We start from the raw sequence: 12,450 nt of genomic DNA, 5'->3' as shown, positions 1-12,450 counted from the left end.
AAGAACGTAGCCTTACTTCGCCTTCTCCTTGAGGAAGGCGATGATGTCGGCGCGGTCCTTCGGATCCTGAACCTCGTAGAACATCTTGGTGCCGGGCACCATCGCGTCCGGACCGGACAGCCATTTGTCGAGATTGGCCTCGGTCCACACGATCTTCGAGTTCTTCAGCGCCGGCGAGTAATTGTAGCCCGCGACCGAGCCGGCAAGGCGCCCGACGACCCCCTTGTGCATCGGGCCGACGTCGTTCTTGTCGATCGAATGGCAATCGCCGCAGCCCTGGTACAGCGTGGCGCCGCGCGCCGGATCGCCCGCCGCCCGTGCGCTGTTCAACGCGAGCAGGATCGCGATGGCCGCCATCGCGGCGATTTTGGCGTGCCGCGGCGCCAGCACGCCTGCGATCGAACGAATGGTCATTCCCGGGGTTTTCCTGTTTGCCATCTCAACAGGAGCAGCCTGCCTGCCGTTCTATTCCCTGAGATTTCGTCGCCGGCCGCAGCGATCGCCGACGTCAGCACCTCTTGTTGAGATTTTTCCCGCCCGCGGGGAATATCCGCGTGATCAAACGATCATTATCCAAGCTGCCACCTCCGCAGCGGCACCGGGTTTTTGGAGCATCCCCAGTGTTTCACAATCAGTTCGGCGCCGTCGCTCGACTTCCCGAACTCGGGTGCGTGCTTGCTGCGTTCACCCTCGCGGCAGCCACCGCCGCGCGCGCGGACGGTTGTCCCAAGCCGAGCGACGAAATTGCGACCGACCGGCCCGACGTCACCAATTCGAGTATCGTCGTGCCGGTCGGAAGCCTCCAAAATGAGAACGGCGTCAACCTGAACGGCCGCGACGTTGGCCGCAGTATCGACGGCAACAACAGCCGCTGGCGGCTCGGCATCGCGCCCTGCCTCGAAGTGCTGGTCGACCTGCCGAGCTATGTCGGCACGCTGAAGTCGCCGGGAGCCTCGGGATTTTCGGACGTCGCGCCTGCCCTCAAATGGCAGATCAGCCCGGTGCCGGGAAAGATCGACCTGTCGATCACCGCCGGTGTCGCGCTGCCGACCGGTGCGGCTGCCGTCGCCGGGCGCGGCGCGCAGCCCTACATCCAGCTGCCATGGTCATGGGAGCTGCATGACGGCTGGGGCCTCAGCGGCATGTTCACGGAATTCTTCCGCCCGGCCGAGCCGACCAGCAAGCACATGTCGGAGGCGACTTTCGTGATCGAGAAGAAATTGACCGAGCGGATCAGCGTGTTCACCGAATATGTCGGCGACTATCCCGACGGCGCCCGGCCGATCCAGCTGATCAATTCCGGCGGAGTATACCGGATCACGCCGACCCAGCAGGTCGATCTCCACGTCGCGTTCGGGCTCAACCGCAACTCGCCAAATTATATCGTCGGCCTCGGCTATTCGTTCCGCGTCGACGGGCTGTTTCGCTCATCTACTTCCCCTTGAAAAGGCGAGGTCGCTTTGCTCGGCAGAGCAGAGCGGGTGGGGATCTGCTCTCTCCGCTTGCGGCGTCGCCTGCGGCTGGGACCCCCATCCCGACCTTCCCCCTTTCAGGGGGAAGGAGAAGAGCGTGACTTAGCTGACTTCGACCTCGCGCAGCCCGCTCAGCCACAGCGCCAGCAGCGTCCACACCGCGCCCGACAGCAGGTACGCGCCGGCCGAGATCAAGCCGAAATGCGTCGCCAGCAGCAGCGCGGCGAGCGGCGCGAAGCCGGCGCCGAACAGCCAGGCAAAATCCGAGGTCAGCGCCGAAGCCGTGTAGCGATAGTTGCGCGCGAAGTTCGAGGCGATCGCACCCGACGACTGGCCGAACGACAGGCCGAGCAGCACGAAGCCGAGCACCATGTAGATCGTCTCGCCGAATGCGCCGGCATCGAGCAGCTGCGGCGCAAAGCCGCTATAGACCGCGATCGCGACCGCCGAGCCCAGCAGCAGCGGCTTGCGCCCGACGCGGTCGGCGAGCATGCCGGAGGCGATGATCGCGACCACCCCGACCATGGCGCCGATCATTTCGATGATCAGGAAGCGCACCGGGCTTTCCCTGGTGAACAGGAACACCCAGGACAGCGGAAACACCGTGACCATGTGGAACAGGGCAAAGCTCGCCAGCGGCGCGAAGGCGCCGAGCAGGATGTTGCGGCCTTCCTGCGCCACCGTCTCGCCGACCCGCGCCGGCTCGAGGTCACGGCTTTCGAACAGCTCGGAATATTCGTCGGTCGCCACCATGCGCAGCCGCGCGAACAGCGCCACCACGTTGATGGCGAAGGCGACGAAGAACGGATAGCGCCAGCCCCAATCGAAGAAATCATCCGCCGAGAGGTTGCCGGCGAAGAACGCGAACAGCGCGCTCGCCACGATCAGGCCGAGCGGCGCGCCGAGCTGCGGCACCATCGCGTACCAGCCGCGCTTGTTCGCCGGCGAATTCATCGCGAGCAGCGAGGCGAGGCCGTCCCAAGCGCCGCCCCAGGCGATGCCCTGCAGCACGCGCGCGGCGGCCAAAAGCCAGATCGCCGCGACGCCGATCGTGTCGTAACCGGGCAGGAACGCGAGCGCGACCGTGGCGGTGCCGAGCAGGAACAGCGCGATGACGAGCTTTGCGCCCTTGCCGTGGCGGCGGTCGACCGCCATGAAGATCACGGTGCCGAGCGGCCGCGCCGCAAAAGCCAGCGCGAAGATGCCGAATGAATAGAGTGTGCCGGTCAGTTCGTTGACGAACGGGAACACCAGCTTCGGGAACACGATCACCGAGGCGATTGCGTAGACGAAGAAGTCGAAGAATTCCGACGTGCGTCCGATGATGACGCCGATCGCGATTTCGCCGGGTTTCGCCTGCCCGTGACCTGACGCGGTCGGGGTGCCGTGAGCCATTGCTGGGGCCTGTGCCATCGCCGGAGAACCGTCCTTTGGAGCCTGACCCGGAAACGTGGAAACCGGTTTTCCGAACAGGTCATGCTCAAACCTGAGATGAGGCCACGGGCAGCCTTTGCCTCGCGGTCCACCTCACCTTCTGCGCTTCTATCCCGCAGTGCAACATTGGACAAATTGTCCAATGTCAACTTTGCTGCATCGCAGCTACCCCTTGGCGGAACTCATAAAATTCAAGTGAGGTGAGCCGTGCGCGCCTTGAAATTGTTGGCCTTATTGCCGTTCGCGGCGCTCCTTGGCGGGTGCGATTTCGTCGTCCTGGCCCCTGCCGGCGACGTCGCCGTGCAGCAGCGCGACCTCGTCGTGATCTCGACCATCCTGATGCTGATCATCGTGCTTCCGGTGATGGCGCTGACCGTGTTCTTCGCCTGGCGCTACCGCCAGTCCAACACCGCAGCCCCCTACGAGCCGGAGTGGGATCATTCGACCCAGCTCGAGCTGGTGATCTGGTCGGCGCCGCTTCTGATCATCATCTGCCTGGGCGCGCTGACCTGGATGGGCACCCATCTGCTCGATCCCTACCGCTCGCTGGGCCGCATCGCCGCCGACAAGCCGATCGAGAGCAAGGACGCCGCGCTCAATGTCGAGGTGGTCGCGCTCGACTGGAAGTGGCTGTTCATCTACCCGGATTACGGCGTCGCCGCCGTCAACGAGCTCGCAGCACCCGTCGACCGCCCGATCCGCTTCCGCATCACGGCCTCTTCCGTGATGAACTCGTTCTACATCCCTGCGCTGGCCGGCCAGATCTACGCCATGCCCGGCATGGAGACCAAACTGCACGCGGTGGCTAACACGGCAGGCACCTATCGCGGCTTCTCCGCCAATTACAGCGGCGCCGGCTTCTCCGGCATGCATTTCGAGTTCAAGAGCCTCTCGAGCGCCGATTTCGACAAGTGGATCGGCACCGCCAGGGCCAGCGGCAACATGCTCGGCCGTACCGATTATCTGCAGCTCGAGCGTCCGAGCGAGAACGATCCGGTGCGGCTCTATCGCTCGGTCGATCGCGATCTCTACAAGGCGATCCTCAACATGTGCGTCGAGCCCGGCAAGATGTGCATGAGCGAGATGATGGCGATCGACGCCAAGGGCGGCCTCGGCCGCGAAGGCCTCAACAACACCCTGCCGCTCACTTACGACAAATACGCCCGCCGCGGCGCGCCGCTGGGAGCCGAGCCGACCTTCGTCGCCGGCATCTGCTCGATGGACGAGATCAAGGACGCGCCGTCGCGCGACGTTCTGGCGCCGCTCGACCTGACGCCGCTGCGCGGCGTCGGGCTGAAGCGCCCGCCGTTCTCTCCCGCCCATCCGTCATCGACATCCTTGCTGCTCGGCCAGCGCCCGAAATCAGACTCCTAAGGAGCGCCGCATGAATCCCGATCTCATCAAGATGATCTTCGGCCGTCTCAATCTGGACGCGCTGCCGATCCATGAGCCGATCCTGGTCGGCACCTTCGCGGTGGTCGCGACCGGTGGGCTCGCGCTGTTCGCCCTCGTCACCTACTTCCGGCTGTGGACGTATCTGTGGCGCGAGTGGTTCACCACCGTCGACCACAAGCGCATCGGCATCATGTACATGATCCTCGGCATCGTGATGCTGCTGCGCGGCTTCGCGGATGCGCTGATGATGCGCCTGCAGCAGGCGATCGCCTTCGGCGGCTCCGACGGCTACCTCCCGGCCCATCACTACGACCAGATCTTCACCGCGCACGGCGTGATCATGATCTTCTTCGTGGCGATGCCGCTGGTCACCGGCCTGATGAACTATGTGGTGCCGCTGCAGATCGGCGCCCGCGACGTCTCCTTCCCCTTCCTCAACAATTTCAGCTTCTGGATGACGGTCGGCGGCGCCGTGCTGGTGATGATGTCGCTGTTCATCGGCGAATTCGCCCGCACCGGCTGGCTCGCCTACCCGCCGCTGTCCAACATCGGCTACAGTCCTGACGTTGGCGTCGACTATTACATATGGGGACTACAGGTCGCTGGCGTCGGCACGACGCTATCGGGCATCAACCTGGTCTGCACCATCGTCAAGCTGCGCGCGCCGGGCATGACGATGATGAAGATGCCGGTCTTCACCTGGACCTCGCTCTGCACCAACGTCCTGATCGTCGCCTCCTTCCCGGTTCTGACCGCGGTGCTGGCGCTGCTGTCGCTCGACCGCTACGTCGGCACCAACTTCTTCACGAACGACTTCGGCGGCAACCCGATGATGTACGTGAACCTGATCTGGATCTGGGGGCACCCCGAGGTCTACATCCTGGTGCTGCCGGCGTTCGGCATCTTCTCGGAGGTGACCGCGACGTTCTCCGGCAAGCGGCTGTTCGGCTACACCTCGATGGTCTACGCCACCGTCGTCATCACCATCCTGTCCTATCTGGTCTGGCTGCATCATTTCTTCACGATGGGCTCCGGCGCCAGCGTCAACTCGTTCTTCGGCATCACCACCATGATCATCTCGATCCCGACGGGCGCGAAGATGTTCAACTGGCTGTTCACGATGTATCGCGGCCGGATCCGCTTCGAGCTGCCGATGATGTGGACGGTGGCGTTCATGCTGACCTTCGTGATCGGCGGCATGACCGGCGTCCTGCTCGCGGTGCCGCCGGCCGATTTCGTGCTGCATAACAGCCTGTTCCTGATCGCGCATTTCCACAACGTGATCATCGGCGGGGTGCTGTTCGGCCTGTTCGCCGGCATCAACTACTGGTTCCCGAAGGCGTTCGGCTTCAGGCTCGATCCGTTCTGGGGCAAGCTGTCGTTCTGGTTCTGGGTCTCGGGTTTCTACTTCGCCTTCATGCCGCTCTACGTGCTCGGGCTGATGGGCGTGACGAGACGGCTCCGCGTGTTCGACGATCCGTCCCTGCAGATCTGGTTCGTCATCGCGGCCTTCGGCGCCTTCCTGATCCTGCTCGGCATCGGCGCGATGCTGGTACAGTTCGCGGTCAGCATCCTGCGCCGCGAGCAGCTAAAGGACGCCACCGGCGATCCCTGGGACGGGCGCACGCTGGAATGGGCGACTTCCTCGCCGCCGCCGGACTACAACTTCGCCTTTACACCGGTCGTCTACGACAACGACGCCTGGTGGGACATGAAGCGACGCGGCTACAGGCGCCCGCTGACCGGCTTCAAGCCGATCCATATGCCGTCCAACACCGGCACCGGCATCATCCTCGCCGGCTTCGCGACGGTGATGGGCTTCGCGCTGATCTGGTACATCTGGTGGCTCGCCGCCGTCAGCTTCCTTGCGCTGCTCGCTGTCGCGATCGGCCACACCTTCAACTATCACCGCGACTTCCACATCCCGGCGGATGAGGTGGTGCGGACGGAAGACGCGCGGACACGCGTTCTTACCGCGGGAGCCCAGTCATGAGCGTTGCTATAATAACCACACAGGACTCCGAGCCGGTCTTCCACGTCATCGACGAGCACGATCATCCGGAAGGCGCCAGCACCATGCTGGGCTTCTGGATCTACCTGATGAGCGACTGCCTCATCTTCGCGATGCTGTTTGCGACCTATGGCGTGCTCGGCGGCAGCTATGCCGCGGGCCCGTCGCCGAAGGACCTGTTCGACCTCAAGCTGGTCGCGCTCAACACCACGATGCTGCTGCTCTCCTCGATCACCTATGGCTTCGCCATGCTGACGATGGAGAAGTCCAGGATCGGCCAGACCCAGCTCTGGCTCGCGATCACCGGGCTGTTCGGCCTCGCCTTCCTCGGCATCGAGCTCACCGAATTCGCCCACATGATCCATGAAGGCGCCACGCCGCAGCGCAGCGCCTTCCTGTCGTCGTTCTTCACGCTGGTCGGCACCCACGGCCTGCACGTCACCTTCGGCCTAGTCTGGCTGGTGACGCTGATGGTGCAGACCGCGCGCTTCGGCCTCACCACGGCCAACCGGCGCCGGCTGATGTGCCTTTCGATGTTCTGGCACTTCCTCGACGTGGTCTGGATCGGCGTCTTCACCTTCGTCTACCTCCTGGGAATGCTGCGATGACAACAAAAGCTCACGCCGAAGCTCATACCCTCGAAGCCAATGCCGGACACGACCATGACGATCACGGTGGCGCCGCTCACGGCTCGCTGAAGAGCTATCTGATCGGCTTCGGCCTCTCGGTCGTCCTCACCGCCATTCCGTTCTGGCTGGTGATGACCGGCGCCATCGCCGACAAGCAGGTCACCGCGCTGATCGTGCTGGTGCTGGCCGCAGTGCAGATCGTCGTGCACATGATCTACTTCCTGCACATGAACACGCGGTCCGAGAACGGCTGGACCATGATGGCGATGATCTTCACCGTGGTCATGGTGGTGATCGCGCTGACCGGCTCACTCTGGGTCATGCATCACCTCAACATCAACATGATGCCGATCCACGACATGAGCCAGATGCCGTGACGGTGCGGCCTGCCAGACCATCGCTTGCGCTGCTCACGCTCGGCATGCTGGGCGTGGTGCTGCTGAGCGCGCTTGGTATCTGGCAGATCGAACGCCGGACCTGGAAGCTGGCGCTGATCGAGCGGGTGGAGCAGCGCATGCACGCGGCGCCGGTCGCGCCGCCGCCCCCATCGTCATGGCCGGCGGTCACGGCCGCGGGCGACGAATACCGACGCGTCACCATGCTCGGCACGTTCCTGCATGCCGACGAGACGCTGGTGCAGGCCGTTACGGCCGAGGGTCCCGGCTTCTGGGTGCTGACCCCGCTGCAATTGGCCGACGGAACGACGGTCCTGGTCAATCGCGGCTTTGTTCCGCCCGACCGGCGCGATCCCGCGACGCGGCGCGACGGCGAACCGCAGGGTGAGGTCCGCGTCACCGGGCTGTTGCGGATGTCGGAGCCGAAGGGCGGCTTCCTGCGCAGCAACGACCCCGTGGCGGGCCGCTGGTATTCGCGCGACGTCGCGGCGATCGCCGCCACGCACGGGTTGTCGCAGGTCGCCCCCTTCTTCGTCGACGCCGATGCGACGCCCAATCCGGGCGGCATTCCCGTCGGCGGGCTCACGATCGTGCGGTTTCCGAACAACCACCTGATTTACGCGCTGACATGGCTCGCACTGGCCCTTATGCTGGCGGGCGCCCTCCTGCGCATCATCAGCGGCAGGGGCCGCGCCGGCGCCTCCGAGCCAAGGTGGGGTTCAAGGCGCGCCGCCGTGCGCCGCCTGATCGGCGCAGCCCGCAAGCTATCTCGCGACCCAGGCCCAGATGCTCGAGCGCATATCGGATCTGCATGACGAAAACACCGCGACCGGCACGGCCGTGATGTCGTCCGCCGTGAGCGCGACTGCCGGCATGCCGCTCGATCTCGCAGCGCCCGCCGACATCGCGACCAATCGCAAGAACATGGCCTTGCTGGTCCAGCTGCGCTGGATCGCAGTGATCGGGCAGATCGTCACCATCGGTTTCGTGCAGTTCTGGATGGGCGTGGCGCTGCCGCTGCTGCCGATGGCCGCGGTGATTTCAGGGCTCGTGGCGCTCAACCTCATCAGCCTGCTGTGGCTGCGCTATCGCGCCGACATCAACAACCGCGAGCTGCTGGTCGCGCTGGCGCTCGACGTCGCGGCACTGACCGCGCTGCTCTATCTCAGCGGCGGCGCCACCAATCCCTTCACCTCGCTCTACCTGCTGCAGGTGACGCTCGGCGCGGTGCTGCTCGATGCACCCTCGACCTGGTCGCTGGTGGCGCTGGTCTGCATGAACTTCGCCTGGCTGACCAGCTACTATCGGCCGCTGGAACTGCCGCAACCGGGCGGTGCCGAGGCCTTCAATCTCTATATCGCCGGCACCTTCATCGGCCTCGTGCTCGACGCCGTGCTGCTCGTGGTGTTCATGACGCGGATCAACCGCAATCTGCGCGATCGCGACCTCCGGCTCGCGGCACTGCGCCAGCAGGCGGCCGAGCAGGACCACATCGTCCAGATGGGCCTCTTGGCCTCCGGCGCCGCGCATGAGCTCGGCACGCCGCTCGCCTCGCTCTCGGTCATCCTGGGCGACTGGCGCCGGATGCCCGCGCTCGCCTCCGACCCCGAATTGTCGCAAGACCTCGGCGAGATGGAGATCTCGGTGCAGCGCTGCAAATCGATCGTCACGGGCATCCTGCTGTCGGCCGGCGAAGCCCGCGGCGAAGGTTCCTCGCCGACCACGGTCGCAGCGTTCCTGACTGCGCTGGTGGAGGAATGGCGGACGACGCGGCCATCGGCCACGCTGTATTTCCGCAACGCCTTCGGCACGGATCTGGCGATCGTATCCGACGTCGCGCTCAAGCAGGCGATCTTCAACGTGCTCGACAATGCCGCCGAGGTCTCGCGCGACTGGATCGAGCTGATGGCCGAGCGCAATGCCGACAAGCTCGTGCTGTCGGTGACCGATCGCGGCCCGGGCTTCTCGCGCGAAATGCTGGCGCATGTCGGCAAGCCGTATCAATCGACCAAGGGCAGTCCCGGCAGCGGCCTCGGCCTGTTCCTGGTGGTCAATGTGGTGCGCAAGCTGGGGGGCGTGGTGACGGCACGCAACCGGCCGGACATCGGTGCCGCGGTCCGGCTCGAGCTGCCGCTCTCGACGCTTGCGATCGGAGATCCTCTTGACGGTTGAACGCCAGCTCCTGATCGTCGAGGACGATGCAGGCTTTGCCCGCACGCTGAAGCGCTCGTTCGAGCGCCGCGGTTACGGCGTCGCGGTGTCGGCCTCGCTCGACGAGGTCCGCGAGCTGCTCGAGCAGCAATCGCCCGGCTATGCCGTCGTCGACCTGAAGCTCGCCGGCGGCGCATCGGGCCTCGCCTGCGTCGAAGCGCTGCATGCGCATGATCCCGAGATGCTGATCGTGGTGCTGACCGGATTTGCCAGCATCGCGACCGCGGTGGAGGCGATCAAGCTCGGCGCCTGCCATTATCTCGCCAAGCCGTCGAACACCGACGACATCGAGGCCGCGTTCCTCAAGGCGCAAGGCAACGCCGCCATCGAGGTCGGCGCCCGGCCGACCTCGATCAAGACGCTGGAATGGGAGCGCATCCACCAGACCCTGATCGAGACCGAGTTCAACATCTCCGAGGCCGCGCGAAGGCTCGGCATGCACCGCCGCACGCTGGCAAGGAAGCTCGAGAAGCAGCGGGTGAAGTAGCTAGAGCCGTTGGCTCCCGTAGGCCGGATGGAGCGAAGCGCAATCCGGGGTCGGCCAGTCCGCGAATCCAGCGGCCGCCGAAGGCTACCGTCGCGCCAGGTAGACCCCCAGCAAGAAGGCAACGGCGAGTGATTGCAGCGGCGCCGCCTTGGTCGCCTCACTCAAATGATGCAGCCACCGATCCTGTTGCGGCAAGGGTTCGAATACGGCGTGCTCAGCCATCTGACGGATCGCTTCCGACGCCTGCTCTATGCGTTGTTCAGGGCTGACGGTGGATGCCATGGAGTTTTCGCTAGCCATCGGACGAACGCACCTTCTGGATCAACACCAACGCATCCTGGACGCGGACTGTTCCTCGACCTCCTCACCGAGTGATGCGCTCAGTCATCCCCGAAGAAGCTCACAAACGGACGACGGGGGGCGTCATCTTCGGACGCCATGATCGGCACGTCGCGGCGCTCTGCCTGCTCCACGAGCACCGGTGCTTCACGGCGTTGATCGCCTTGCTCGATCCGCCGCTGCTGGCGTCTCGCCTGCTCGGACGCGATACGCTTCGCCTTGCGTTCAGCATAGCGCTTGCGCTGCGCCTTCTCTTCCGTTTCGGATTTTTTCGCATCCACTGCATCTGCCTGTTTTTCGACGGGCGCTTGCACGTCTTTCACCGGCTCGGCTTGCACCTGTGGCGGCGGAGGTTGCACGGCTGCCTCCGCAGCGGCGGCCTCGCGTTGGGTGGCCGGTTGCGGTGCCGGCGCGGCTTCTGCAGTAGATGGCAGGACAACGCGTGCCGGTTCCGCAGCTGCCGTCGAAGCGACGCGCGTCTGGGCGCCGGCGGAATCCTTGAGCGCCGAGTTTGCCATCAGCAGTCCTCCACCGAACCCGGCACCGAGCATGATGAAGGTTGTTCCAACGCCCGCGAAGAAAATGACTGCCTTTGATGCCATGGTCCGCTCTCCTCCAATGCCGAGCGAACGCGCGAAAGTTACCGCCGTTCCGTTTCGGGAGAATTCGGCAATGAAGTGCGATTCGTCCGGATGGCATGCGGATGACCTGGAACCAGCCCACGCGGGCAAGGTGTCATGATCCATCGAGGGACATCAGCTCGCGGATCCCTGCCTCTTGCCACGCGCCCGGTGCGGGGCGACACGGCGCGCCAACAAAAAGCCCGGCCTTGCGACCGGGCTTTTGGTTTCAATCCGTCGAACCCTTTCAGGCGGCTTCGTCCTCAACCGAGGTGTCGTCGCCTTCGCTGTCGGCATCCTCGCCGTCGGCATCGCCCTCGCCTTCACCCTCGGCTTCCGCCTTGGCGCCGCGGCGCGGGCTCTTGGCGAGCTGGCCTTCGATCTCCTTGATCGCCTCGGTCTCGGTCGAGTGCTGCACGACGGCGATTTCGCGCGACAGACGGTCGAGCGCCGCTTCGTAGAGCTGGCGTTCAGAGTAGGACTGCTCGGGCTGCGATTCCGAACGATAGAGGTCGCGGACCACCTCGGCGATCGCGACGATGTCGCCCGAATTGATCTTCGCTTCGTATTCCTGGGCGCGGCGCGACCACATGGTGCGCTTGACGCGGGCGCGGCCCTTCAGCGTCTCCAGCGCCTTCTTGACCAGCGCCGGCTCCGACAGCTTGCGCATGCCGACATTGGCGACCTTCGCCGTCGGGACGCGCAGCGTCATCTTGTCCTTCATGAAATTGATCACGAACAGCTCGAGCTTGGCGCCCGCGATCTCCTGCTCCTCGATCGCCAGGATCTGGCCGACGCCGTGGGCGGGATAGACGACGAATTCATTGGCCTTGAAGCCCTGGCGCTGGGTCACGACCTTCTTCTCTTCCGGACGGGCCGGAGCGGCCGGCTTGGCGGCAGCCTTCGGAGCAGCGGCGGGTACGGCAGCCTTCGGGGCGGCCGGCTTCGGCGCAACAGCAGCAGCCTTGGTCACGGCGGGCTTGGGGGCGACCTTCGCAGCAGCGGGCTTCGTAGCTGCCGCTTTCGCGGCAGTCTTGGCAGTCTTTTCTGGCATCACGCTTCTTTTGTTCTTTGAGGACTTTGCAGCCGCCGCCTTCTTGGCCCCCTTCACGGGCGCCTTGGCACGGCCCTTGGTTGCGCTGCGAGCAACGACAGCGGCTTTCTTCGTCGTCTTTGAAGCACTCTTTTTACGCGTTTTCTGTGACACAGCCTGCGCGCGGAAACTGCCACGCCCCTGTTCGATGTTGCGGGAACCTCGAAGCCACAAGGTACGCATGGCAGGGGGTTCTTGGCCTGTAATGTGTCAGATATAGCACATTTTCCGCAAAAATCAATGATTTACGCCCGATTCCGGGCATAACAGGGCATCCTCAGGTCATATGTCCGTCATTAGGGTTAAATCGGCGGCCCAACGGAGGCCGCCGCGGGTCCAGTCTCGCCCCTATCAGGGTAGTCTG

Annotated in this window: 13 protein-coding genes; 8 read left to right on the top strand and 5 right to left on the bottom strand. The window is 64.6% G+C overall.

The features are described from left to right. Nucleotides 1-12 precede the first annotated feature (12 nt). Nucleotides 13-414, bottom strand: coding sequence for a c-type cytochrome (locus ACVISU_RS23245; RefSeq protein ID WP_456708430.1), 402 nt, complete (start codon nucleotides 412-414; stop codon nucleotides 13-15). Between the two features lie 206 nt (nucleotides 415-620). Here ACVISU_RS23245 and ACVISU_RS23240 point away from each other — a divergent pair, with 206 nt between their 5' ends. Then, a complete protein-coding gene (locus ACVISU_RS23240; protein WP_456708429.1) occupies nucleotides 621-1,445 on the top strand; it encodes a transporter in 825 nt (274 codons plus the stop codon). A gap of 129 nt (nucleotides 1,446-1,574) precedes the next feature. On the opposite strand, the gene ACVISU_RS23235 is transcribed toward ACVISU_RS23240, so the two are convergent. After that, entirely contained in the window at nucleotides 1,575-2,867 is a 1,293-nt protein-coding gene (locus ACVISU_RS23235; protein WP_050403773.1) for an MFS transporter, read from the bottom strand. A 246-nt stretch (nucleotides 2,868-3,113) separates the two neighbouring features. Between ACVISU_RS23235 and cyoA the strand changes: the two genes are divergently transcribed. The 7 genes from cyoA to ACVISU_RS23200 are packed head-to-tail and all read left to right on the top strand — an operon-like array spanning nucleotide 3,114 to nucleotide 10,034. Then, complete coding sequence (cyoA, locus tag ACVISU_RS23230; RefSeq protein ID WP_456708428.1) at nucleotides 3,114-4,280, top strand: ubiquinol oxidase subunit II; 1,167 nt, start codon at nucleotides 3,114-3,116, stop codon at nucleotides 4,278-4,280. A 10-nt stretch (nucleotides 4,281-4,290) separates the two neighbouring features. Further along, entirely contained in the window at nucleotides 4,291-6,294 is a 2,004-nt protein-coding gene (cyoB, locus tag ACVISU_RS23225; protein ID WP_456708427.1) for a cytochrome o ubiquinol oxidase subunit I, read from the top strand. Then, nucleotides 6,291-6,920: a cytochrome o ubiquinol oxidase subunit III gene (gene cyoC / locus ACVISU_RS23220; RefSeq protein WP_456708426.1), complete on the top strand. Its 630-nt coding sequence runs from the start codon at nucleotides 6,291-6,293 to the stop codon at nucleotides 6,918-6,920. The genes cyoB and cyoC overlap by 4 nt, the downstream gene beginning before the upstream one ends. Beyond that, nucleotides 6,917-7,318, top strand: coding sequence for a cytochrome o ubiquinol oxidase subunit IV (gene cyoD / locus ACVISU_RS23215; RefSeq protein ID WP_050403769.1), 402 nt, complete (start codon nucleotides 6,917-6,919; stop codon nucleotides 7,316-7,318). Before cyoC ends, cyoD begins: the two co-directional genes overlap by 4 nt. A 44-nt stretch (nucleotides 7,319-7,362) precedes the next feature. Continuing rightward, a complete protein-coding gene (locus ACVISU_RS23210; RefSeq protein WP_456710882.1) occupies nucleotides 7,363-8,151 on the top strand; it encodes an SURF1 family protein in 789 nt (262 codons plus the stop codon). A gap of 28 nt (nucleotides 8,152-8,179) precedes the next feature. Next, nucleotides 8,180-9,508 (top strand): ATP-binding protein, encoded by a 1,329-nt coding sequence (locus ACVISU_RS23205; RefSeq protein ID WP_456710881.1) that lies wholly within the window; start codon nucleotides 8,180-8,182, stop codon nucleotides 9,506-9,508. Then, on the top strand, nucleotides 9,498-10,034 hold the full coding sequence (locus ACVISU_RS23200) for a response regulator transcription factor (protein WP_456708425.1): 537 nt from the start codon (nucleotides 9,498-9,500) through the stop codon (nucleotides 10,032-10,034). The genes ACVISU_RS23205 and ACVISU_RS23200 overlap by 11 nt, the downstream gene beginning before the upstream one ends. Before the next feature lie 84 nt (nucleotides 10,035-10,118). Here the strand turns inward: ACVISU_RS23200 and ACVISU_RS23195 are convergent, their stop codons facing one another. The 3 genes from ACVISU_RS23195 to ACVISU_RS23185 all read right to left on the bottom strand — a co-directional run bounded on the left by ACVISU_RS23195 (nucleotide 10,119) and on the right by ACVISU_RS23185 (nucleotide 12,047). Next, complete coding sequence (locus ACVISU_RS23195) at nucleotides 10,119-10,316, bottom strand: hypothetical protein (RefSeq protein ID WP_157113272.1); 198 nt, start codon at nucleotides 10,314-10,316, stop codon at nucleotides 10,119-10,121. Between the two features lie 98 nt (nucleotides 10,317-10,414). After that, nucleotides 10,415-11,119 (bottom strand): hypothetical protein, encoded by a 705-nt coding sequence (locus ACVISU_RS23190; RefSeq protein ID WP_456708424.1) that lies wholly within the window; start codon nucleotides 11,117-11,119, stop codon nucleotides 10,415-10,417. 121 nt (nucleotides 11,120-11,240) lie between these two features. Further along, complete coding sequence (locus ACVISU_RS23185) at nucleotides 11,241-12,047, bottom strand: CarD family transcriptional regulator (RefSeq protein WP_456708423.1); 807 nt, start codon at nucleotides 12,045-12,047, stop codon at nucleotides 11,241-11,243. Between the last annotated feature and the right edge of the window lie 403 nt (nucleotides 12,048-12,450).

Source organism: Bradyrhizobium sp. USDA 4452 (assembly GCF_054063575.1).
The sequence above is the reverse complement of the archived record's forward strand: the minus strand, read 5'-3'. Positions and strand labels throughout refer to the sequence as shown.